General features: G+C 68.2%; 24 protein-coding genes. 14 read left to right on the top strand and 10 right to left on the bottom strand.

Annotation, left to right across the window (positions count from 1 at the left end):
• Positions 1-42: 42 nt before the first annotated feature.
• Complete coding sequence (locus ACK3BB_RS08295; protein WP_428928252.1) at positions 43-675, bottom strand: hypothetical protein; 633 nt, start codon at positions 673-675, stop codon at positions 43-45.
• Between the two features lie 294 nt (positions 676-969).
• On the opposite strand from ACK3BB_RS08295, the gene ACK3BB_RS08290 reads away from it, so the two are divergent.
• The gene (locus tag ACK3BB_RS08290; RefSeq protein WP_428928251.1) at positions 970-2427 is read left to right on the top strand and encodes an alanine/glycine:cation symporter family protein; all 1458 of its coding nucleotides are present in this window, start codon (positions 970-972) and stop codon (positions 2425-2427) included.
• 30 nt (positions 2428-2457) lie between these two features.
• Here ACK3BB_RS08290 and ACK3BB_RS08285 read toward each other — a convergent pair whose 3' ends face one another.
• The 4 genes from ACK3BB_RS08285 to ACK3BB_RS08270 form a co-directional block, all read right to left on the bottom strand.
• Positions 2458-2589 carry a hypothetical protein gene (locus ACK3BB_RS08285; protein ID WP_428928250.1) on the bottom strand — a complete coding sequence of 44 codons (132 nt, stop codon included), beginning with the start codon at positions 2587-2589 and terminating at the stop codon, positions 2458-2460.
• Positions 2590-2947: 358 nt separating this feature from the next.
• On the bottom strand, positions 2948-4591 hold the full coding sequence (gene groL, locus ACK3BB_RS08280; RefSeq protein ID WP_428928249.1) for a chaperonin GroEL: 1644 nt from the start codon (positions 4589-4591) through the stop codon (positions 2948-2950).
• 60 nt (positions 4592-4651) lie between these two features.
• Entirely contained in the window at positions 4652-4945 is a 294-nt protein-coding gene (locus ACK3BB_RS08275) for a co-chaperone GroES (protein WP_428928248.1), read from the bottom strand.
• A 255-nt stretch (positions 4946-5200) separates the two neighbouring features.
• Positions 5201-5788: a TetR/AcrR family transcriptional regulator gene (locus tag ACK3BB_RS08270; protein WP_428928247.1), complete on the bottom strand. Its 588-nt coding sequence runs from the start codon at positions 5786-5788 to the stop codon at positions 5201-5203.
• Between the two features lie 291 nt (positions 5789-6079).
• On the opposite strand from ACK3BB_RS08270, the gene ACK3BB_RS08265 reads away from it, so the two are divergent.
• From ACK3BB_RS08265 to ACK3BB_RS08250, 4 genes are all read left to right on the top strand, one after another.
• Entirely contained in the window at positions 6080-6844 is a 765-nt protein-coding gene (locus ACK3BB_RS08265) for an NAD(P)-dependent oxidoreductase (protein WP_428928246.1), read from the top strand.
• Between the two features lie 265 nt (positions 6845-7109).
• Complete coding sequence (locus ACK3BB_RS08260; RefSeq protein ID WP_428928245.1) at positions 7110-8018, top strand: DMT family transporter; 909 nt, start codon at positions 7110-7112, stop codon at positions 8016-8018.
• 14 nt (positions 8019-8032) lie between these two features.
• Complete coding sequence (locus ACK3BB_RS08255) at positions 8033-8395, top strand: VOC family protein (protein WP_428928244.1); 363 nt, start codon at positions 8033-8035, stop codon at positions 8393-8395.
• A gap of 511 nt (positions 8396-8906) precedes the next feature.
• The gene (locus ACK3BB_RS08250; RefSeq protein WP_428928243.1) at positions 8907-9296 is read left to right on the top strand and encodes a hypothetical protein; all 390 of its coding nucleotides are present in this window, start codon (positions 8907-8909) and stop codon (positions 9294-9296) included.
• Positions 9297-9582: 286 nt separating this feature from the next.
• Here ACK3BB_RS08250 and ACK3BB_RS08245 read toward each other — a convergent pair whose 3' ends face one another.
• Complete coding sequence (locus ACK3BB_RS08245; protein ID WP_428928242.1) at positions 9583-10311, bottom strand: DUF2161 domain-containing phosphodiesterase; 729 nt, start codon at positions 10309-10311, stop codon at positions 9583-9585.
• Between the two features lie 388 nt (positions 10312-10699).
• Here ACK3BB_RS08245 and ACK3BB_RS08240 point away from each other — a divergent pair, with 388 nt between their 5' ends.
• From ACK3BB_RS08240 to ACK3BB_RS08205, 8 genes are all read left to right on the top strand, one after another.
• On the top strand, positions 10700-11698 hold the full coding sequence (locus ACK3BB_RS08240; protein ID WP_428928241.1) for a TraB/GumN family protein: 999 nt from the start codon (positions 10700-10702) through the stop codon (positions 11696-11698).
• Positions 11699-11947: 249 nt separating this feature from the next.
• Positions 11948-12868, top strand: coding sequence for a manganese-dependent inorganic pyrophosphatase (locus tag ACK3BB_RS08235; RefSeq protein ID WP_428928240.1), 921 nt, complete (start codon positions 11948-11950; stop codon positions 12866-12868).
• Positions 12869-12938: 70 nt separating this feature from the next.
• A complete protein-coding gene (locus ACK3BB_RS08230) occupies positions 12939-13799 on the top strand; it encodes an aldose 1-epimerase family protein (protein WP_428928239.1) in 861 nt (286 codons plus the stop codon).
• A gap of 38 nt (positions 13800-13837) precedes the next feature.
• Positions 13838-14716, top strand: coding sequence for an HAD family hydrolase (locus tag ACK3BB_RS08225; RefSeq protein ID WP_428928238.1), 879 nt, complete (start codon positions 13838-13840; stop codon positions 14714-14716).
• Between the two features lie 308 nt (positions 14717-15024).
• Positions 15025-15468, top strand: coding sequence for a MaoC family dehydratase (locus ACK3BB_RS08220; protein WP_428928237.1), 444 nt, complete (start codon positions 15025-15027; stop codon positions 15466-15468).
• A gap of 160 nt (positions 15469-15628) precedes the next feature.
• Positions 15629-16561, top strand: a complete 933-nt coding sequence (locus ACK3BB_RS08215; protein ID WP_428928236.1) for a bifunctional riboflavin kinase/FAD synthetase — start codon at positions 15629-15631, stop codon at positions 16559-16561.
• Positions 16558-17028 (top strand): YcgN family cysteine cluster protein, encoded by a 471-nt coding sequence (locus ACK3BB_RS08210; protein ID WP_428928235.1) that lies wholly within the window; start codon positions 16558-16560, stop codon positions 17026-17028. The genes ACK3BB_RS08215 and ACK3BB_RS08210 overlap by 4 nt, the downstream gene beginning before the upstream one ends.
• On the top strand, positions 17028-18071 hold the full coding sequence (locus tag ACK3BB_RS08205; protein ID WP_428928234.1) for a threonine aldolase family protein: 1044 nt from the start codon (positions 17028-17030) through the stop codon (positions 18069-18071). The genes ACK3BB_RS08210 and ACK3BB_RS08205 overlap by 1 nt, the downstream gene beginning before the upstream one ends.
• 213 nt (positions 18072-18284) lie before the next feature.
• Here ACK3BB_RS08205 and ACK3BB_RS08200 read toward each other — a convergent pair whose 3' ends face one another.
• Positions 18285-19112, bottom strand: coding sequence for an alpha/beta fold hydrolase (locus ACK3BB_RS08200; RefSeq protein WP_428928233.1), 828 nt, complete (start codon positions 19110-19112; stop codon positions 18285-18287).
• Positions 19113-19314: 202 nt separating this feature from the next.
• On the opposite strand from ACK3BB_RS08200, the gene ACK3BB_RS08195 reads away from it, so the two are divergent.
• On the top strand, positions 19315-20337 hold the full coding sequence (locus ACK3BB_RS08195; RefSeq protein WP_428928232.1) for a ribose-phosphate pyrophosphokinase: 1023 nt from the start codon (positions 19315-19317) through the stop codon (positions 20335-20337).
• Between the two features lie 94 nt (positions 20338-20431).
• Here the strand turns inward: ACK3BB_RS08195 and ACK3BB_RS08190 are convergent, their stop codons facing one another.
• From ACK3BB_RS08190 to ACK3BB_RS08180, 3 genes are all read right to left on the bottom strand, one after another.
• Positions 20432-20782: an H-type lectin domain-containing protein gene (locus tag ACK3BB_RS08190; protein WP_428928231.1), complete on the bottom strand. Its 351-nt coding sequence runs from the start codon at positions 20780-20782 to the stop codon at positions 20432-20434.
• A gap of 106 nt (positions 20783-20888) precedes the next feature.
• Positions 20889-22076, bottom strand: a complete 1188-nt coding sequence (locus ACK3BB_RS08185; RefSeq protein WP_428928230.1) for a helix-turn-helix transcriptional regulator — start codon at positions 22074-22076, stop codon at positions 20889-20891.
• A gap of 310 nt (positions 22077-22386) precedes the next feature.
• Positions 22387-22800: a F0F1 ATP synthase subunit epsilon gene (locus ACK3BB_RS08180; protein WP_428928229.1), complete on the bottom strand. Its 414-nt coding sequence runs from the start codon at positions 22798-22800 to the stop codon at positions 22387-22389.
• Between the last annotated feature and the right edge of the window lie 35 nt (positions 22801-22835).

The following is a 22835-nucleotide window of genomic DNA, read 5'->3' as shown; positions in this document are numbered from 1 at the left end:
GTTAGCCGCAATCGCCCGGTGAGGGCAATGAATTGCGCGGGGTCACACGCCATCGTGGGGGGCCGTGGGATCATTTGGCTCCGCAGGATCGGGGGGCGCCCTGCGGCCCGGGCCGGGATCGCGCGCCATGGCCGCGCGCAGGCAGAGGCGCACCAGTGTATCCGGCATCACCCCGCGTCCGGCAGCCAGTTCGGCCAGCCGCACCCGCGTGGAGCGAGGCAATTGCAGGGGCAGCGGGCGGGTCGGCGCATCGGAGGCCGGGTCAGAGGCCGCCGCAGCAGGCGCCGGATCAGAGGGCGCCACGCCAAGAGTCGGGTCAGAGGCCGTCATAGCAAGGATTGGGTCGGGTGGCGCCACACCAAGGGTCGGGTCGCGGAACGTCGGAACAAGGGCTCCATCGGGGGGCTGCGCAACTGGGGCCGGGTCGGGGCGTCCTGCAACAGGTGGCGCCTCAAGGCGCACCGCGACACGGCCCGGGTCGGAGGCGCCCGCAGCAGCGGGCGGGTCGGGCGGCGGAACGTCGGGGGCGGGGATCGGCGGGTCGGCCAGGGCGGCCTCGACCAGGCGGCGCAGGCTGTCGGCCAGGCTGCGCCCGCGCGCCCGGGCACGCAGCCAGCGCCGTTCGGCCCCGGTCAGGGCCACGGGCATCACTGCCCGGCGATCCTTGCGCGACATGCCCTGTCCGCCCCCTGCCCCGGAACCATCCATGGCGGGCCACCCGGGCCCGCCGCCCGGTTAGAGCCTCGTGCCCGGCCCGAAGGCAAGCCCCCATCGGGCGCGGGCCTCGGCCGGGCCACCAATATCATGGCAGGCCTCCGCGAGCCCCGACAGGCCGACCAATGCCCGCCATCCGCCCGGAAAACCGGCACCGGGAAGCCGCTTTTTGTGGCAGATTCGCCGCCCCCTGCGACCGGCACGGAAAAAAATTCCTGTAAAACGGCGCGGATGTGTCAGGTTGGACCCCATCACATGACCAGACCAGAAAGGGCAGTGATGGGTTTCCTCGACACGATCTTCAACGGTATCAACGACTTGACCTGGGGTTGGGCGCTTATTCCCTTCCTCGTGGTCCTTGGCGTCTTTTTCACCCTGGCCACCGGGCTGGCCCAGTTCCGCTTCTTTGGCCGCATGTTCGCCGTGCTGACCGGCGACGAGGAAAGCGCGGACCCCACCAAGATTTCCGCCCGCGAGGCGCTCTTCGTGTCGGTCGGCGGGCGCGTCGGCGGGGGCAATATCGCCGGCGTTGCCGTGGCCATCACCCTGGGCGGACCGGGCGCGGTGTTCTGGATGTGGGCCATCGCCCTGATCGGCATGTGCTCGGCCCTGATCGAATCGACCCTGGCCCAGGCCTACAAGCGCACCGCTCCCGGCGGCGAGTACCGCGGCGGGCCGGCCCGGGCGATCATCCATGGGCTGGGCGAGAACTACCGCTGGCTGGCCGTGATCTATGCGGTCTGCCTGATCGCCTCGTTTGCCATCGGGTTCAACGCCTTCCAGGGCAACACCGTGGCCGGGGCGGCGCTGGATGCGCTGGCCATCCCCCGGGTCTGGACGGGCGCCGTTCTGGCCGTGCTGACCGGGTTCATCGTCTATGGCGGCATCCACCGCATCGCCAAGGCCGCCGACGTCATCATCCCGGTCATGGCGCTGGGGTATATCGGCCTGGCCCTGGTCATCATCCTGCTCAACATCGTGCACCTGCCGGCCGTGCTCTGGGACATCGTGGCCAATGCCTTTGGCCTGCGCGAGGCCGTGGCCGGCGGCATGGGCGCGGCCATCGCCCAGGGCCTGCGCCGGGGGCTGTTCTCGAACGAGGCCGGGCTGGGCTCGGCGCCCAACGTGGCGGCCACGGCCTATGTCAAGCACCCGGTCAGCCAGGGCATCACCCAGAGCTTCTCGGTCTTCATCGACACGATCCTGATCTGTTCCTGCACGGCTTTCATCATCCTTCTGGGCGATGTCTATCAGCCGGGGGCCGAGGGGATCGACGGGGTCAAGCTGACGCTGGACAGCATGGCCGGCCACGTGGGCGAATGGGTCCAGTATTACCTGGCCGCCGCGATCCTGCTCTTTTCCTTCTCGTCGATCATGTACAATTACTACCTGGGCGAAAACGCCCTGACCTTCATGACCGACAGCCCGGCGGCGCTGCACGTGTTGCGGCTGGCCATCATCGGCATCGTGTTCCTGGGGGCCACGGCGCCCGGGGCGACGGCGGTGTTTTCCTTCTCGGATCCGCTGATGGGCATCCTGGCCGTGGTCAACCTGCTGGCGCTGATGATGATGTTCCCCCAGGCGCTGCGGCTGATCACCGATTTCCGCGACCAGCTGAAGGCCGGGGTGAAGAAACCGGTGTTCGACCCAAGGAAGTTCCCCGACCTGGACACCGATCCCGAGGCCTGGCCCGACGCCAAGGACCTGCCCTGACGCCCGGCGCCTGATCCGGCGTCCGGCCCGTCACCCCATGGCCGGGGTGGCGGTGGCCGGGGCCTCGGGCGGGCAATGGGGGGCGACGAAGGCGGCCGGCGTGGCCGCGCCGCGCGTGGCCAGGGTGAGGCAGATGCAGATGAAGAGGATGAAGGCACGCATTGGGTCGGTTCCGCTCTGGCTGTTGCGGGCCGGTCGGTTTGCCCCGGCCCCTTGCCGAAGGTTCTAGCGCGCACCGGCGTGGGGCTCTGTGAACCAGGTCTCACATAGCGGGGAAGATGCGGAAAATGCCGGGTGCCGGGCCAGGCTCGCCGGGCCGGGGGGCCGGCCGTCTCGCCGCCGACGGGTGGTCAGCCGGGCATGACTGATTGATCCCCACGAAGGGATACATCTGCCCGGTCCTCTGTTGCGCCCCCACTGACAGCACGAGATCCGCAGATCGGCCAACTGGCGCCCCCCCAAACGCGAAAAGGGGCCGCCAAAGCGACCCCTTTCCTGATCCTGCAATGGATCGGCTGACTTACATCATGCCGCCCATGCCGCCCATGTCGGGCATGCCGCCACCGGCTGCCGGGGCGTCTTTTTGCGGCTTGTCGGCCACCATCGCTTCGGTGGTGATCAGCAGGCCGGCGACCGAAGCCGCGTCTTCCAGAGCGGTGCGGACAACCTTGGCCGGGTCGATCACGCCGAACGAGAACATGTCGCCATATTCTTCGGTCTGGGCGTTGAAGCCGAAGGTCAGGTCGGTCGATTCGCGGACCTTGCCGGCCACCACGGCACCGTCGACGCCGGCGTTCTCGGCGATCTGGCGCAGCGGCGCTTCGATGGCGCGGCGCACGATGGCGATGCCGGCGTTCTGGTCGGCGTTGATGCCTTCCAGGCCGTCCAGCGACTTGCCACCCTGAACCAGGGCCACACCGCCACCGACGACAACACCTTCCTGAACGGCCGCGCGGGTCGCGTTCAGCGCGTCATCGACACGGTCCTTGCGCTCTTTCACTTCGACTTCGGTCATGCCGCCGACGCGGATGACGGCAACGCCGCCCGCCAGCTTGGCCACACGTTCCTGAAGCTTCTCACGGTCGTAGTCCGAGGTGGTTTCCTCGATCTGGGTGCGGATCTGGGCAACACGTGCTTCGATCTCGGCCTTGTCGCCGGCACCGTCGACCACGGTGGTCTCGTCCTTGGTGATCTGAACCTTCTTGGCCGAGCCGAGCATGTCCATGGTGACATTCTCGAGCTTCATGCCCAGGTCTTCCGAGATCACCTGGCCGCCGGTCAGGATCGCGATGTCCTGCAGCATGGCCTTGCGGCGATCGCCGAAGCCCGGTGCCTTGACGGCTGCGATCTTCAGACCGCCGCGCAGCTTGTTGACCACCAGGGTCGCCAGGGCTTCGCCCTCGACGTCTTCGGCGATGATCAGCAGCGGCTTCTGCGACTGGATGACCGACTCGAGCAGCGGCACCATCGGCTGCAGCGACGAGAGTTTCTTCTCGTGCAGCAGGATCATGCAGTCTTCGAGATCTGCGGTCATCTTGTCGGCGTTGGTCACGAAGTAAGGCGACAGGTAGCCGCGGTCGAACTGCATGCCTTCGACGACGTCGGTTTCCGTTTCGAGACCCTTGTTCTCTTCGACGGTGATGACGCCTTCGTTGCCGACTTTCTGCATCGCGTCGGCGATCTGGCGGCCGATTTCGGCTTCGCCGTTGGCCGAGATGGTGCCGACCTGGGCGACTTCGTCGCTGTCGGTCACGTCACGGGCGGCCGACTTGATCGCGTCGACGACCTTGGCGGTGGCCAGGTCGATGCCGCGCTTGAGGTCCATCGGGTTCATGCCGGCGGCAACCGCCTTCATGCCTTCCTTGACGATGGCTTGCGCCAGCACGGTTGCGGTCGTGGTGCCGTCACCTGCTTCGTCGTTGGTACGCTGGGCCACTTCCTTGACCATTTGCGCGCCCATGTTCTCGAACTTGTCTTCCAGTTCGATTTCCTTGGCGACCGATACACCGTCCTTGGTGATGCGGGGCGCGCCGAAGGATTTGTCGAGCACCACGTTGCGGCCTTTGGGGCCCAGGGTCACCTTCACCGCGTCGGCGAGGATGTTGACACCCTTCAGCATGCGGTTGCGGGCATCGGTATCGAATTTGACGTCCTTAGCAGCCATTTTCTATCTCCTGCGTTGGAATTTCGGAAAGTCGGATCGACTTGGGGTCAAAGGCGCCGATCAGGCGGCTTCGATGATCCCGAGGATGTCGCTTTCCTTCATGATCAGCAGCTCTTCGCCGTCGACGGTCACTTCGGTGCCCGACCACTTGCCGAAGAGGACCTTGTCGCCTTCCGACACGGCCATGGCGATCAGCTCGCCGCTGTCCTTGCGGGCGCCTTCGCCGCATGCGACAACGAGCCCTTCAGCCGGCTTTTCCTTGGCGCTGTCGGGGATGATCAGACCGCCCTTGGTCTTTTCGTCGCTTTCGACGCGCTTAACAAGCACCCGGTCATGCAGAGGTTTGAATGCCATCTTTGCAGCTCCTTAAGCTCAAAGTTTGTCCTTTGCCCTCGCTCCCCGGAGGGCGTTATCACTCACCTGGCATGAGTGCTAACGCAGCCGGAGATAGAAGTCCGCAGGCCGCCTGTCAACGAGTCGTGATCGATTTTTTCGGTTCGTCCGCCATGGGAACCTGGCCTTTCACGCCCGCCTGGGCGGCCTGTGCGGTGGTGCCCGGCCCTGCCGCGCCACGCCCCGGGCGGCCCCCGCCCCGCAAGGGGCCCGGGCTCAGCCGGTGACAGCGGCGGCGCACAGCCGTTGCATGGCCTCCACGTAGGCATCCTGATCCCATCCGCAACCCTGGCGCAGGTGGCGCCATGTCTCGACCGTCAGAAGCGCGCAAAGCAGGTCGGTGGCCGTGGCTTCGTCCAGCCCGGGACGCAGATCGCCATCGCGGGCCAGCGCCGAGACAGCCGCCGCACAGCCCTGGCGCACGGCCTCCATCCGGTCGTCCCAGGCCGCGCGGACCTCGGCATCGCTGTCACGCATGGCCTGAAGGGCCCGGGCAATGCCTTGAATTTCCGGGATATAATTGCCCCAGGCCGCAACGAAGGCGGCCAGCCTGTCCCGACCTGTAGCCGCCGCGCGGCTGGCAGCCAGCCGGCCGTCGACATCCTTGACCGTATCGACATGGCGCGTGACCGCCGAGAGCAACTCGGCCCGGTTCGGGAAATGTAGATAGACCGCCTGTCGGCTGATCCCCGCCGCCCGGGCCACGTCGGCCATGCGCACGGGCCGCGCCGGATCGGCCGCTTCGAGCAGCGCCCAGGTGGTGTCGAGAATGCGGTGGCGGGTGTCTGGATTATCGCTTGACATGGCGTCAAGTCGCATGCAATTGACACGCTGTCAAGTTTACACAGTGTCAAGTTGCCATCCTGCCAGAGGAGCCGTTCGATGCCCCACGACCAGATCCCCAATTCGCACCCTGTCCAGACCCAGGCCACGCCTGCCGCCCCGGGCGCAGGCACCGGCCCCGCCCCGGCCCTGCCAACCGCCAAGCCACGCGCCCCCGGCAACGCCCCGGGCCGGTCAGACGCCCCGCCAAACACCGTCAGCAATACTCGGACCGCGGACTCCACCACGCCGGGCATCCCGGGCTCACCGCCCATGTCGACCGCGCCCGGTATGGCCCCTGCCCTGCGTGGGACCTCGTCCCAATCATCCGAAAACACCCCCTCCGCTCCCGACGCTGCCACCGATCCGCACACGCCCCGGGACGCCGCTGGAACATCCCCTGCCCCGCGCCGGATCATCGTCTTTGGCGCCACCGGATCGGTCGGCCGGCTGGCCGTGGCCGCCCTGCTGGACGAAGGCCATGCCGTCACCGCCTTTGCCCGCCGGCCCGACCGGCTGGTCCTGGATCATCCCCGCCTGGCCCGTTTTGCCGGTGATGCCACCGATCCGGCCGGGGTTCGGCGCGCGCTGGCCGGCCATGACGCGGTGATCGTGGCCCTGGGCGCCGGGGCCTCGCGCAAGAGCCGGGTGCGCTCGGACGGGACGCTGACGATCATCCGCGCGATGCAGGCCGAAGGGCTGACGCGACTGGTCTGCCAATCGACGCTGGGCGCCCACGAAAGCTGGTCCAACCTGAATTTCTTCTGGAAGCGTATCATGTTCGGCGCCCTGTTGCGACCGGTCTTCCGCGATCACGAATTGCAGGAGAGCCTGGTGCGGGCCAGCGGGCTGGACTGGACGATCCTGCGGCCCTCGGCCTTTGCCGACACCCCGGTGCCCGGCCCGCTGAAGGAGGACTTCCCGCCAAACGACCGGGCGCTGAACCTCAAGATCGGGCGGGCCGAGGTGGCCGCCGCGCTGGCCCGGCTGGCAAGCAGCACGGGCTACATGCAGCGCGCCGTGGCGATCTCGCACTGATCTACGGCCGCCGCGCCCGGTGGGCAACGCCGGGCTGGCGCGGCCCCGACGGGCGGCCCCGCGGGCCACGCAATCGCGGGCGCCGGGCCGCCGGCGGGGCTGGACGGGGCAGAGCGGACCTTGCCAAGCGGGCACCTGCCGGGCCAGATGGGCACGACGCGGGCCACGGCCCGCCCTCGCCCCAAACCCCCGACGAACGCTCCGGCCCGACGCGCCCGCCCCATCGGCCGCGCCGCCGGCGCCCCGCCCGCAAGAAAGACCGCCCATGCCCCTGCCCGCCGCCCCGATCAACGCGCCCCTGCCCAGCCAGCAGGCCCAGAACCTGCGGGGCATCGTCCTGATGGCCATGGGGTTCTTTTCGCTGGCGGCCTGCGACATGCAGGCCAAGCTGCTCACGGCCGAACTGCCGGCCTTCCAGATCGTCTGGTTCCGCCAGCTCGGCCTGCTGATCGGCGTGCTGGCCCTGCTGGCCATCCGCGGCCGCGCTTTGCTGGTGTCGGTCAAGCCGGGGCTGCAGATCGCCCGGGGCCTGACGGCCGCCGTCTCGGCGGCTTGTTTCATCGTCGGCGTGGGTTTCGTTCCGCTGGCCGATGCCGTGGCCGTGACCTTCATCGCGCCCTTCGTCGTGACCATCCTGGGCGCGCTGATCCTGCGCGAGCCGGTGGGCCCGCGCCGCTGGGCCGCCGTGGCCGCGGGCTTTGTCGGCATGCTGATCGTCATCCGGCCGGGCATGGGCGTGTTCCACCCGGCAATCCTGTTCATCGTCGCCGCCGCCTGCATGTTCGCCTTTCGCCAGGTCCTGTCGCGCTGGCTGTCGGGCGCCGACAGCGTGACGACAACCGTGGCCTATACCTCGCTGACCTCGTCGCTGGTCATCACGCTGACCCTGCCCTTCGTCTGGGTCACGCCCGACAGCCTGTCGACCTGGGGCATCATCGCCGGGCTGGCCATCTGCGCCGGGCTGGGCGAGGTGCTGGTCATCCGCGCGCTGGACATCGCCCAGGCCGTGGTCCTGGCACCGGTGCATTACAGCATGATCCTCTGGGGCACGTTCTATGGCTTCGTGATCTTCGGAGACCTGCCCGACAGCTGGACGATCCTGGGCTGTGCGATCATCGTGGCCTCGGGGCTTTATACCGTCCACCGCGAGCGGCTGCGCCGCGCGTCGTCCTGACCGGAGGCCGTGGCATGACCCTGGGTCGACTGATCATCTACACGCGCAAGATGGACGAGATGGCCGAGTTCTATGCCACGCATTTCGGCTATCAGATCCGCCGCGACCCGGCCGACCGGATCACCGAGCTGGCCCCTCAGGCCGGCGGGGCGGCGCTGTTGCTGCACCCGGCTGGCAAGGCCCAGAAGATGGGCCAAGTGCTGGTCAAGCTGGTCTTCGACGTGGCCGATGTGCCCGCCCGGCGCGCGGCGCTGATGGCCGCGGGGATCGAGGTCGGGCCGTTGCTGGATGGCGGCGGGTATGCTTTTGCCAATCTCAAGGATCCCTCTGGCAATTCCGTGCAGATTTCCGCCCGGGCGTTCCGGTCCCCCGGCTGATCCCTTTGCCTTGCGGCGTTGGCGGCAGGCCGCGCGCGGTGCAACGCGCCGCCCCCCGCCGCTGTAGCCCGGTCCTGCGGCCGATGGTCCCGGCCCGGCCTTTCGGTCCGCTGAGGAGGTTTTTCCGACAGTCGGCATGCGCCGTTCCTGCATCGTTGGCCCCTTGCCCGCCCGATGGCGGCCCGCCGCCCAGACCGGGCACAATAGCCCCCTCAACGACCCTGCGTGTCCGGCCCCGGCGCGGTAACTCTGGAGACCCTATTACCCCGACGTCACGATGGCGCTCCCCATCGGCCCGCTGCACGGCCCTGGCGCGGTAGCTCCCTCGACGGCCTGCGTGCCCTGCCCCACCTCCGCAATCCTGCCTGTCCGGCGGGGGCGAGATAACTTGCTGGCAACCCTGTGTACCCTTTCCGTCCCCGGCAGGCGGCCGATCCGTTAACATGGCTGACGGGGGACGCGGGATGCGTTAACCTTCTGGTAACGATTTCGGGTGGGGCCGGAGGGACAGATGGGTGAGGTTGCGCTGGCAGCGATCTATTGCGTGCTGATGCTGGGCGGAATGCCCGAGCAATCGCATGGCTATTCGGTGGGCTATGACCTGCACCGCATCCGGGTCGATTGCGAAACCGAAGACGCGGTGATCGAGGTCGGGCTGGACAAGCGATCATCGCTGGACAGCGTCCAGCAGGCGCTCTTTGCCGCCCATCTAACGGGCAAGCGGCCGGGCATCCTGATCATCGACACCGACGGGCGGGTCGGGCCCTATGAAACGCGGATCCGCACGGCGGCGGCCATGGCCGGGGTGACCTATGACACGATCGAGAAAGACCGGCTGATCCGCTGGCAGATGACCGCCTGGCTGCGCAGCTTCAACCCCGCGCAGCAGACCGGGTCCTGATCGTGCGGCTTCGGCCGGCCTCCGTTGTCCCTTGCCATCCCCTGCCCGGCTCAGCCGTCTCGTGCCGCTGTGCCGGTTTCGGGGTCGATGTCAGCACCTGCGCTATTCCTCGTGTCGTCCCCTGCGGAAACGTCATCGCCCGGGGTCATCGCCGCCACAGCGTGATCCGCCGTGTTGCCCGACGCTATCGCCGCATCGACCGGCCTCATCGCCCGCAACCATGTGGTTGCGCCTGTCATCGCCTGCGACCGCATCATCACCCGTGTCACCGGCCGCCACGGCGTCATCAACCCGCGTCTTTGCCCGCATCTGCGTCAACACCGGTGTCATCCACGGCATCGCCCGCATCGTCCCCCCAGCTGTAAGCCCAATGGGCCAGCCCGGCGCTGCCCTCGCCGGTCAGGGCATAGACGCCGGTGGAGACCTTTTCGAACCAGCCGTAATGGTTGTCGCGCATCAGCCGGGTGGCCTGGGCCACGCCGGTGGCCGCGGCCACGACGGCTCCGCGACAGGCCCCGTGTTCGGCCAGGTGGGCGGCGCAGCGCAGGGCGTCCTGGCGGTAGCCCGTGACGATGCCGTGCCGGGTGGCGCCGCCGGCATTGGGATCGCCTTCGATCCGGTCGAATTCGCGCAGCAACCGGGCCCGGGCCTTGGCCGATTTGCGCGGGGCATAGGGGCCGGGATCACATTGCACCTCGACCAGCCCGTCCGAGCGCACGGTGATCAGGCCCAGGCCCAGCCGGCGGCAGAGGGTGACATTGTCCTTCAGCGCGCGCCGGGCGCTGCGTCCGGTCGGGCGGGGCACGGCCAGGTAGACCAGGTCGGTGACCTTCAGCCGGGCCAGGGCCTGGTGGTAGAGCGACAGGGAAAAGCGCAGCTTGAGCTCGACGATCAGGGGCTCTTCGTCGCCGCGCATGGCCATGACATCGGCCGCGCCGACCTCGCCCCGGACGGTATAGCCCTGGCGTTCGAGCATCGCCTTGACCGGCGCGTAGAGGTCCTGTTCCCGCTGCATGACCGCCTTGGTACGCAGCCGCCGCCCGGCGATCAAGCGGGGGGCCACGCGGACGGTGGCAGGGAGGGCGAGCGCTGCAGGGGGTGTCGGGATACCGCAGGCGGCCGCCATAGGGATACTGACCGGTATTGGGGCTGCGGGCGTTCATGGACAATGCCCGAGAAAGGGCTGTGCGGCTGCGGCAGGCGTGCGATCCCCCATGCTGGGCTGCGTGGCCACATCGCCGGGGGAAAGAGTTGCGAGGCTTGGGACGGCGGCACCCGGGGGCCACAGCTGTGGCGGGCTGTTGCCAAGCCTCGCCGCTGCGGCTTTCCCGGGCGCAGGCCGCGGCCTAAGCTGGCACGACCGGCGCCGCGCCGGTTTGACCGCCCCCGCCCGGGGCAGTGATATGGAGCTTCGCATCGTGGCATGCCGCCTGATCCTGACCGCCCTGCTGGTGCTTTGCGCGCACCAGGCCCTGGCCCGGTGCACCGGACGCGACCTGCGGCCGATGCTGACGCCGGCGGCCGAAGCGCGGATGGAGGCCGAGCTGGCCCGCACGCCCTATGCCCACGGCAACCACTGGATCGCGCGCAAGGCCGGCCGGCAGCTGCATGTCATCGGCACGATGCATACCGGCGACCGGCGGCTGGGCCCGGTGATGCGACGGCTGCGGCCGGTGGTCCTGTCGGCCGATGCCGTGCTGCTGGAAGTGACCTCGCACGAGACCGATGCCGAGATGGACCGGATCATGCGCGACCGCTCGGTCTTTCTTTTGGACCGGCCGCCCTATCTGCCCGACATGCTGTCGCCGCCGGTCTGGGATTACCTGTCGGCGCGGATGGCCCGCGACGGGTTCCTGCCCGATGAGGTGGCGCGGATGCAGCCCTGGTTTGCCGGGTTCTTCCTGGACCAGTCGCCCTGCAGCGAGACCGGCGGGCGGATACGCGGGCTGGACGACCGGATCGAGGCGCTGGCCCAGCGGGCGCGCATCCCGATCGGCTCGCTGGAGCCTTCGGCCGCCGGGCTGCAGGCGCTGGCCGCCCAGCCCCTGCGCGACCAGGCGCGGATCCTGGAATACGACCTGACCAGCGAGATGAATTTCGACGACCAGGTCGTGACCATGTCGGAGGCCTATTTCGACGAGCGCCTGGCCGAGGGTCTGCTGATCCAGGACTGGACGATGTATGCCGACCTGGACGTGCCCCGGGCCGAGGTGCGCCGGCTGCTGGACGGGTTCCAGGAGCGGCTGATCGACGCGCGCAACCGGGCCTGGCTGCCGGTGATCGAACGGACCGGCGGCGCGGTGCTGGTGGTGGCCGTGGGCGGGGCGCACCTGCCCGGCGAGGCCGGCCTGCTGAACCTGCTGGCCGGGAAGGGCTGGGTGCTGGAACGGGCGGGCTTTTGATCGGCGGAGCGCCCGTGGCCGGTGGCGCGCCGGGTATTTGGACCAAGAAGAAGCCAGGGGCGTGGCGCGACGCAGGGCCCGCGGTGCAAGCGGGCAGCGGGTGCCGCGACGGGCGGGGTTGCGGCAGGCGCATGGCTGAAACGGGCCAGGCGGGCATGGGGGCAATGACGCGATGGTGACAAGACCAGCCGGGGTGCCTATAAGGCGCGCGAATTGATTACCCGTTGAACCCCGAAGGACCGTTTCAGCATGACCACGCAAGTTTTCGGCCACAAGTCGCCCGATACCGATTCCACTGGTTCGCCCATCATCTGGGCCTGGTACCTCAACGAGGTGAAGGGCACCGCGGCCAAGCCCGTGCTGCTGGGCGAGCCCAACACCGAGGCGGCCTTCATGCTGGAGCGCTGGGGCTTCGAGAAGCCCGAGATCATCACCGACGTGGCCGAGGGCGCGCCGGTGGTCATCGTCGACACCAACAACCCGGCCGAGCTGCCGGCGTCGATCAACGCGGCCGACATCACGGCGATCATCGACCACCACAAGCTGGTCGGCGGGCTGGAAACCAAGGGCCCGATCGACATCACCGTGCGCCCGCTGGCCTGCACCGCGACGATCATGCTGGACCTGATCGGTGACGATGCCGCCAAGATGCCCGAGGCCGTCAAGGGCGCGGCGCTGACCTGCATCCTGTCCGACACGCTGGAATTCCGCTCGCCGACCACCACGCCGCATGACAAGGCCGTGGCCGAGAAACTGGCCGCCGACCTGGGTATCGACATCCCGTCCTATGCCGCCGAGATGTTCGCGGCCAAGTCGGACGTGTCGGAATTCTCGGATGCCGAGCTGCTGCGCATGGACAGCAAGGAATACGAGGTCGACGGCACGAAATTCCGTGTTTCGGTCCTGGAGACCACCGCACCGGGCGTGATCCTCGACCGCAAGGCCTCGCTGGTCGAGAGCATGTCCGCCGTGGCCGCCGAGGATGGCGTCGACCAGGTGCTGCTCTTCGTCATCGACATCCTCAAGGAAGAGGCAACGCTCTTCGTGCCCAACGACCTGGTCAAGGGCGTGGCCGAAAAGAGCTTTGACGCAACGGTGTCCGGTGACACGGTCGTCCTGCCCGGCGTGATGAGCCGCAAGAAGCAGATCATCCCCAGCCTCAAGGTCTGATCGGTGCCATCCTGATCGGCATTCGGAAGGGGCGCCTGCGGGTGCCCCTTTTTCTTACGGGAGAAGAGCCATGACCGTGACCCTGTCGAACGACCAGCTCGAGGTGACCACCACCGCGGCCGGCGGCGAGATGCAGAGCCTGAAGGCCAGGGGTCGCGAGATCCTGTGGCAGGGCGATCAGGCCTGGTGGAGCGGCCGGGCGCCGATCCTGTTCCCGATCATCGGGCCGGGCCCGGACGGGCGCATTTCGGTGGGCGACTTCGAAGCCGAGATGGGCCAGCACGGGCCGGCGCGGAAATCGCCTTTCACCCTGGCCGCGCAGGATGACCTGTCCTGCCTCTGGGTGCTGAACGACAGCGAGGCCACGCGCGCCCAGTTCCCCTTCGCCTTCCGCCTCGAACTGGGCTATTGCCTCGACGGGGGGACGCTGACGGCCAGTGCCGAGGTGATCAACACCGGCGACCGGCCCTTTCCCTTCCAGCTGGGCTTTCACCCGGCCTTTGCCTGGCCCCTGCCCGGCGGCGAGGGCCAACCCCACGAGATCACCCTGGCCAACGGGGCCGAGCCGGCCCTGGCCCGGATCGACGGGCCCTGCCTGCCCGACACCCGCCTGCCCTCGCCCTTCCGCGCCGGCCGGCTGACGCTGGACCCGGCGCAATTCGCGGCCGATGCGATGATCTTTCCCGATGGCGCCGGCCCGGCGCTGAGCTATGGCGTGGCCGATGGCCCCCGGCTGGACTTCCGCTTCGACAACCTGCCGCACCTGGCGATCTGGCAGAAGCCCGGCGCGCCGTTCCTGTGCATCGAACCCTGGCAGGGCATGCATGCCCGGCCCGGCACCGGCAACCAGCTGGCCGACCGGCCCGGCGCCCTGGTCCTGGCCCCCGGCGCGCGCCACCGCGCGGCCTGGTCCGTCACCCCCCGGCTCTGAGCCGCCCTTCGTCCCACGCGTCCCCAAGGAACCACCCCATGACCCGCATCATCTCTGCCCTCTCCGAGGTTTCCGCCAATTACGACGCGCTTTTCGTCGATCTCTGGGGCTGCCTGCACAACGGCGTGCATGCCCTGCCCGAAGCCGTCGCCGCCCTGCAGGCCTATCGCCGGGCGGGCGGCGTGGTGATCCTGGTCACCAATTCGCCCCGCCCCCGGGCCGGGGTCGAAGACCAGATCCGCACCCAGTTCGGCGTGCCCGACGATTGCTGGGACGCCGTGGCCACCAGCGGCGACAGCGCCCGGGTGGCCATGTTCACCGGGGTGATCGGCACCAAGGTCTGGTTCATGGGCGATGCCGAGCGCGATGCCGGGTTCTTCGACGTTCCCGCCCTGCTCGACGATCCGCTGACCATCGAACGCGTGCCCCTGGACGAAGCCGAGGGCATCGCCTGCTGCGGGCCCTTCGATGCCCTGGCCGATCCGGACGTCAACCGGCCCGAGTTCCTGCTGGCCAAGACCCGTGGGCTGAAACTGCTCTGCGCCAATCCCGACATCGTCGTTGACCGTGGAGAGGTCCGTGAATGGTGCGCCGGCGCCCTGGCCCGGCTCTATACCGAGATGGGCGGTGAGAGCCTCTACTTCGGCAAGCCCCATCCGCCGATCTACGACCTGGCCCGCCGCCGCCTGGCCGCTCTCGGCCACGAGATCCCCGACCGTTCGATCCTGGCCATCGGCGACGGCATCCACACCGATGTCGCCGGCGCCATGGGCGAGGATCTCGATTCGCTCTTCATCACCGGCGGGCTGGCCGCCACAGACACCCGCACCACCGGCCAGCCCGATCCCCGGGCGCTGGAAGATTTCCTCGCCCGCGAACAGCGCATGCCGACCTTCTCGATGGGCCACCTGCGCTAAGTCCGGCCGGTTGGGCAGGACGGCGCCCCCTCCTGCTTCTTTCTCTTTTCAAGTATTCCCGGGGGAGTCCTCCAACGGAGGACGGGGGCAGCGCCCCCGGCGCGGCGGCACCACCCATGCCGCCGCCCCCGCTTCTGCGCGCGCCCCGTCACGTTCCCCGGCCGAGGCCTTTCCATCCCGGTACGGCTGTCCCGCGCCCTACGACTTCCGTCGCTCCTTATCTTTCTGCGCTTGCAAAGTAATTTAATTTCACTATACACCTCGCTATCGGATTTAAAATTACCGGACCGATTGAAGAGGCCATGGCAATGCTCGACAACCTCCCCCGCGGCACGATCTGCATCGAAGACATCGAGATGGGCATGTCCCGCCACCTGCAGAAAGTTGTCACCGACGAGGATATCGAGATGTTCGCCCAGGTCTCGACCGACCGGAACCCGGTGCACCTGGATGACGATTACGCCCGCGACACGATCTTCGAGGGCCGCATCGCCCATGGCATGCTGACCGCCGGGCTGATCTCGGCGGTGATCGGCGAACAGCTGCCCGGCCATGGCACGGTCTACATGGGCCAGTCGCTGAAATTCCTGGCCCCCGTCCGGCCCGGCGACATGGTCCGGGCCGAGGTCACCGTCACCGACATCGATCCGGCCCGGCGCCGGGTCAAGCTGGATTGCGCCTGCCTGGTCGACGGGCGCAAGGTGCTGGTCGGCGAGGCCACCGTGCTGGCCCCCTCTCGCAAGTTCGACTGACCGCCTCCGGGGCGGCGGGGCAAGCCCCGCCCTACGTGCCCCGCCCGGGGACAACCATTGGCCACCCGAACGATCCCCGCGTGCCCATTGTTCACCCCCGGCGCCGCGCCGCCGCATCCGGCGCTTGAACCTCCGCGCGGCCGGGGGTACGGCTGGCGCCATGCGGATCATCCGGGACTATCAGTTTGTCGAACCCCAGGATCGCGGCGCCTCGGCCGCGATCGGCAATTTCGACGGGTGCCACCTGGGCCACCAGGCGGTCATCGACCTGGCCCGCACGGCGGCGCCCGATGCGCCCCTGGGCGTGCTGACCTTCGAACCCCATCCGCGCAGCTATTTTGCCCCCGACGCCCCGCCCTTCCGCCTGATGAACGAGGCCGCCCGGGCCCACCGGCTGGAAAAGCTGGGTGTCGAGAAGCTTTACCAGATCACCTTCAACGCCGCCCTCGCCAATCTCAGCCCCGAGGATTTCGCCCGCAATGTCATCGCCGAGGGCTTCGGCCTGTCGCATGTCATCGTCGGCGCGGATTTCTGTTTCGGCAAGGATCGCGCCGGCACGGCCGAGGATCTCGTGCGGTTCGGCCGCCAGATGGGCTTTGGCGCCACCATCGCCCCGCTGGTCGAGGAAACCGGCGTGACCGTGTCCTCGACGGCCATCCGCCAGGCCCTGACCGATGGCCGCCCGCGCGATGCGGCCAAGATGCTGGGCCATTGGCACCGCATGGAAGGTACCGTGGTCGGCGGCGAGCAGAAGGGCCGCGAACTGGGCTTTCCCACGGCCAATATCTCGATCGAGGGCCTGCATGCCCCGGCCTCGGGGGTCTATGCCGTGCTGGTCGACGTGCTCGACGGGCCCCATGCCGGCAGCTACCACGGCGCGGCCAGCCTGGGCCTGCACCCGATGTTCGGGCGCGACGTGCCCAACCTGGAAAGCTTCCTCTTCGATTTCTCCGGCGATCTCTACGGCGCGACCCTGTCGGTCGGGCTGGTCGATTACCTGCGCCCGGAACAACGCTTTGACGGACTTGATGCGCTGATCGCCCAGATGGATGCCGATTGCGCCCGGGCCCGCCGGATCCTGGCCGCCACATGAGCGAGCCGATCGACCGCAAGGGCCTGGCCCCGCGTTTCTGGGAAACCAAGCCGCTGGACAAGATGTCGCCCCGCGAATGGGAAGCGCTGTGCGACGGCTGCGGCAAATGCTGCCTGAACAAGCTGGAAGACGAGGACACCGGCGAGGTCGCCCTGACCCGCGTGGCCTGCCGGCTGTTCGACGATACCACCTGCCGCTGTTCGCAATACCCGATCCGCCACCAATTCGTGCCCGAATGCATCGTGCTGAAGCCGTCCAACCTGGACAGCCATGCCTACTGGATGCCCGAAACCTGCGCCTATCGCCTGCTGTGGCAGGGCAAGCGCCTGCCCGACTGGCACCCCCTGCTGACCGGCGATCCTGACAGCGTGCATGCGGCCGGCGTATCGATGCGCCTGCGCACGGTGCCGGAATTCGAGATCGACCAGGACGACTGGGAAGACCACATCATCGAGGAGCCCATCTGATGTTCTTTGCCTCCGACAATACCGGCCCCGTCCACCCCGATGTCATGGCCGCCCTGGCCGCGGCCAACACGGGCTATGCGCCGGGCTACGGGGCGGATGCGCTGATGGACGAGGTGCGCGAGCGCATCCGCACGGTGTTCGAGGCGCCCGAGGCCGCGGTCTACTTGGTGGCCACGGGCACGGCGGCCAATTCCCTGGCCCTGGCCACGCTCAGCGATCCCTGGTCGACGGTCTTCTGTTCGCCGGTGGCCCATATCCAGGAAGACGAATGCAACGCCCCTGAGTTCTTTTCCGGCGGGGCCAAGCTGACCCTGGTGCCCGGCGGTGACCGGATGACGCCCGAGGCCCTGCGCGCGACCATCGCGGGCGAGGAAACCCGGGGCGTGCACGGGCCGCAGCGCGGGCCGGTCTCGATCACCAACGTGACGGAACGGGGCACGGTCTATTCGGCGTCCGACGTGGCCGCGCTCTGCGCCGTGGCCCGCGAGTTCGACCTGCCCGTCCACCTGGACGGCGCGCGTTTTGCCAATGCGCTGGTGGCGACCAATGCCACCCCGGCCGAGATGACCTGGCGGGCGGGTGTCGATGCGCTGAGCTTCGGGGGCACCAAGAACGGCTGCATGGGCGTCGAGGCGGTGGTGTTCTTCGATCCGAAACAGGCCTGGGAATTCGAGCTGCGGCGCAAGCGCGGGGCCCATCTGTTTTCCAAGCACCGCTACCTGTCGGCCCAGATGGCGGCCTATGTCACCGATGACCTGTGGCTGCGCCTGGCGCGCAAGGCCAATGACGGCGCGGTGCGCCTGGCCCGGGGGCTCAAAGCGGCCGGCGCGGGCTTTGAGTGGGAGCCGCAGGCCAACATGCTGTTCCCGTCCTTCCCCCGCCGCCTGCACAAGGCGCTGCACGAGGCCGGGGCGCAGTATTACGTCTGGGAAGGCGATCTGGACGGTTCCGACCCCGAAGAGGCGTTGACCGCCCGCCTGGTCTGCGACTGGTCGGTCAGCGACGAGAGCATCGACAGCTTCCTGGACGTGCTGCGCAGCTGACCCGGACAAGCGCCCTCGGGCGGGCCGGCGGCCGGATATTTAAGAAGAGAAAGAAGCAGCAAGGCGGCGCACCTGCCCTGTCGGCGCGTTGGCCACCGGCGCTCGGCCGGGGCCCTGGGGCGGGGACGGCCCCGCATTTGGGCTTCTTTCTCTTTGAAAATATCCCAGACCGCCATATCCGCCCCACATCCACCGCAGGCAGGGGCGGTGGTGTCAGGCCGGGTGGCGGGCGAAGAAGGCCGAGAGTTCGGCGGCGGTCTGCGAGGAATGGGTGATCGGCACCATGTGGCCGGCCCCCGCAATGATCTTGTTCTCGGCCCCGGGGAGACGTGCGGCCAGCTGGTCGTTGATCTCGCCGATGACCGGATCGGTCGCGCTGCCCCGGATCAGCTGCACCGGGCAGGCCAGGGCATCGAGGCCGCCTGGCGCGAGGAAGCCCAGGCTGTCGTGATAGAGCGCGGCATTGCAGGCCGGGACCAGCGGGATCGCCCGGATCATGCCCGCCCGGGCGGCCGGGGAGAGATCGGTCCAGGCCGGCGCACGGGCATCGGACCACATGGCATTGAAATGGCGGGCGGCACCGGCCAGGTCGCCCCGGGCCATCATGTCTTCCATCGGCAGGGCCCGGGCATCGATATCGGCCAGGGCCGCCGTGCCCCGGGCCGCGCACATCAGTACCGGCTCGATCAGGGTCAGCGTGCGGATGCGGGCCCCGGCCAGCTGCGCCATGCGCAGCGCCACGATGGCTCCGAAGGAATGGCCCACGAGGTCGATCCGGGGCGCCGTGCCCAGGGCGGTATCCAGCAGGGCGCAGCCCATCCGCGCCACGGCATCGGGCAGATCGCCCTGGCCGTCCCAATCGGCGCTGCGCCCGTGGCCCGGCAGATCAAAGGCCGTCACCCGGGCCTGGCCCGACAGGCCCCGCGCCACGCCTTTCCAGGCCCCCGACTGGGCCAGGGTGCAATGCACGGCCAGCACCTCGCGCGGGCCCTCGCCCATCGACACAACGTGCAGCCCGTCCGGCCCGGTGACATCCTTCATCGTTTCCGCTCCTCGCTGGTCGGTGGCGGCCCCGGCCGGCACCCCGGACACAGCATGGCATCCGCTGGCCCGACATGGCCGCAGCGTCACGCAGGGCCAACGCCCGCGCCGCTCGTCTTTGCGCGACGGTAAGGGCGTGATACTCCGTGTCAACACAGCGAATCGGACGTGACTTCACGTCGCCGCCGGGGGACAGCCTTAAATGCCGCAAATGACCGAACCCAAGCTCATCGCCGGGAATGCCAACCTGCCACTGGCCGAGGCCATCGCCCGGCGCATGACCATGCACAGGGGCGTCCACACCGGGCTGGTCGACGCCCGTGTCGAACGGTTCAACGATGCCGAGATCTTCGTCGAGGTCTTCGAGAACGTCCGTGGCGAGGACATGTTCCTGCTGCAATCGACCTCGAACCCGGCCAATGACAACCTGATGGAACTGCTGATCATGGCCGACGCCCTGCGCCGGTCCAGCGCCGCCCGGATCACCGCCGTGATCCCCTATTTCGGCTATGCCCGCCAGGACCGCCGGACCAAGGCCCGCACGCCGATCACCGCCAAGCTGGTGGCCAACATGCTGGTCGGCGCCGGGATCGAGCGCATCCTGACGATGGACCTGCATGCCGCCCAGATCCAGGGCTTCTTCGACATCCCCGTCGACAACCTCTATGCCTCGCCGATCTTTGCACTGGACGTGATCTCGCGGTTCCAGGGCCGGATGGACGAGATGATGGTCGTGTCGCCGGATGTCGGCGGCGTGGCCCGCGCCCGCGAACTGGCCAAGCGCATCAACGCCCCGCTGTCGATCGTCGACAAGCGCCGTGAAAAGCCCGGCGAAGTGGCCGAAATGAACGTCATCGGGGATGTCGAAGGCAAGATCTGCCTGATCGTCGACGACATGTGCGACACGGCCGGCACCCTGTGCAAGGCCGCCGACGTGCTGATGGAACACGGCGCCCAGGAAGTGCATGCCTATATCAGCCACGGCGTGCTGTCCGGCCCGGCCGTCGAGCGCATCACCAAGTCGCAGATGTCGTCGCTGGTGATCACCGATTCCATCCAGCCGACCGAGCCGGTCAAGGCCGCGCACAACATCCGCATCGTGCCCACGGCCCCGGTCTTTGCCCAGGCCATCCTGAACATCTGGAACGGCACCTCGGTCTCGTCGCTCTTCGAACAGGACACGCTGACGCCGATCTACGAAACGCTCTACCCGGGCATTTCCTGACACCTGGTCATGATCATCCGGGCCCCCGCGGCCCGGCCACCCTGCCCCCGGTCATTGGCCGGGGCTTTGTCGTTTCCCCCCGGCAACAGCGGGATCAGTACAGGTTCCAATCGTCGTCATGGGCCAGTTCGCCGATGGCCATCCAGGTCACCCGGATGCGCGCCACGCGGCTGTCGCCCCAGGTGCGGAAGACCACTTCGCATCCCTCGCAGGTGACCTCTTCGGCCGAGAGGTCGGCGCGCATGTGCGACGCCGTGTCGACATCCCACAACGAGACCGACACCTGCACCGTCGGAGGATGCCGGAAACTGGCCGAAAAGCTCACCGCGCTGCGGCGTTCGCGTGGACCGACGCCGGTCCACATCTGGCCCCCGTCCTGGAAGTCGGAAAACAGGTTGATGTCGCCCTGGTCGATGCCGACCAGGTGATTGCGTAGTCTTTTCATGGCGACCGTGTGGAGTGAATGCCGGTGGCGGTAACAAGAGCTATACCGCCCAATTCAGGCAGTGGAAGCGTCAAACTTCGACGAAATGATGGCGTTTGCATCAAATTCATACGGCCATTCTGTGTACCAGCCCGGTCAGTTGCGACTGGCGGTTGATTCCGGTCTTGCCATAAACCGATTTTAGCTGGCTGCGCAGCGTATGCATGCTGACCCCGGTCAGGTCGGACACGTCCGACAGGCTGCGGTCCTCGGCGACATGCATCACCAGGCGCCGCTCGGCAGCCGTCAACCCGTAGAGCGCGGCCAGGCGCTGTTCGGTGCGCACGCGGTCCAGGCTCTGGTCGGACAGGCTGAGCAGGGCGGCGGGCGGATGGGTCCAGGGGTGGCTGTCGGTTTCGGCAATGCGGAACGGATCCAGCGTCGCGGCCACGCGCATGCCATCGTCCAGCTCGACCCCGAAGGGCCCCGGCAGGCGGGTGTCATCCGCGCGCAGAAGCCGGGCCAGACCGGCGTGAAAGGCGGCCTGGGTGGCGGTGTTGCGGAAGGACAGCGCGCCGTCGCGGTCCAGCCCCATGGCCCGGCTTGCGGCCATGCGCTGGCGCGCGGCGGCATTGGCAAAGAGCGGGCGGCCCCGCCCATCCAGCACCAGGACCGAATTGCCCACCCGGTCCAGCACGGCCTCGCAGGCGGCGCCGGTGATGGCCTGGTTGCCCAGCCGCCGACCGATGCCAAAGGCCCGGCCCACATGCGGGCCCAGCAGCCGGATCAGCTCCATCAGCCGGGGCACCTTGGTGTCCTCGTCGCGGAAGCGCACGTGGCCACAGAGCACCAGCATGCGGCCGTCATCGTTCAGGATCGTCCCCCCTGCCCCGGCGCCGACATGTTCCTCGGCCGACAGGAAGCCGTTGAGGAACTCGCTCTGCAAGAAGGTCTCGCGGTCGATGTAGCCGTCGGTCGTGCGCACATCCATCGGCGCCGCCGAGGCCAGCCCGGCCAGAAATGGATTCCGGCGGTGGTAATAGAGCTGGTAGCTGTCGATCTGGTCAGGGGTATAGCCGCTGGTGATCAGGTCCATCGTCGTGGACAGGCGGGTGTCGTAGCCGTAGAGCGAGAGATAGGCGCCATCGATCTGGCGGTCCAGGGCGGTGACAAAATCCGACCAGGCCGACGCATCAAGCCCGGCCCGGTAGATCGCCGCGACCAACCGATCGTACTCTTCAACCGAGATCCCGCCAGCCGCGATCCCCACGCCTTGCGCCCCCAACACTTGTCCCCGGGTCATCATTTCAACCATGAGGCGCGCTGTCCACCCTCTTTCGAGGGTGGACAGGCCAGCAAAGCCCGCCGATCGGAGAATAGGGTGAGTGACCGGTTCCGCGGCGTTGCGGCACGTTCGGGGCGAAGGAGAAAAAACCGCCTTGTGCACGTCGCTTGCGTTGGGCCGACCGGCTCTCACGGGGCCGCAATCCCCACGGCACCGGTCGTTCAACAAGGTTAACGAAACACGGTGTCAGAAAAGTGGCATCCCCTGTTTGGGGGATGATCAACGAAAAAGACCCCCGCGTGGGGGGTCTTGATCAAACGTGCCGTGAGGGGCCGGCGACTCAGAGCGACATGTGGTCGCCGAGCGCTTCCATGTCGGCCAGCAGCTTGGCGGCATCAGCCACCAGGTTGTGGTCGCCATTGGCCTTTTCGGCCTGCTCATGCGCGGCGCGGGCGCCGGCGACAAGCTCGTCCAGGTGGGCCTTGGTCATCTCGTCCACCGGGATCGCCTTTTCGGCCAGCACGGTGATGCCCTCGGCCCCGATTTCGGCAAAGCCGCCGGTCACGACATATTCCGACGCGCCTTGGGCCGTCTCCGCCCGGAGGATGCCCGGACGCAGCGTGGTGATGGTCGCGGCATGATCGGGCATGGCCGTCATGTCGCCTTCCGTCCCCGGGATCTGGACCGCGCTGGCCTGGAGCGACGCAAGGCGGCGTTCCGGGCTGACGAGGTCGAATTGCATCGTGTCTGCCATATTGTTCTCCTGTGTGGGAGCGGCGGGGAAATCCC

The organism is Marinibacterium sp. SX1, assembly GCF_050389775.1.
GTDB lineage: Bacteria > Pseudomonadota > Alphaproteobacteria > Rhodobacterales > Rhodobacteraceae > Marinibacterium.
Note: the sequence above shows the minus strand (reverse complement) of the source record. Positions and strands in the feature narration are given on the sequence as shown.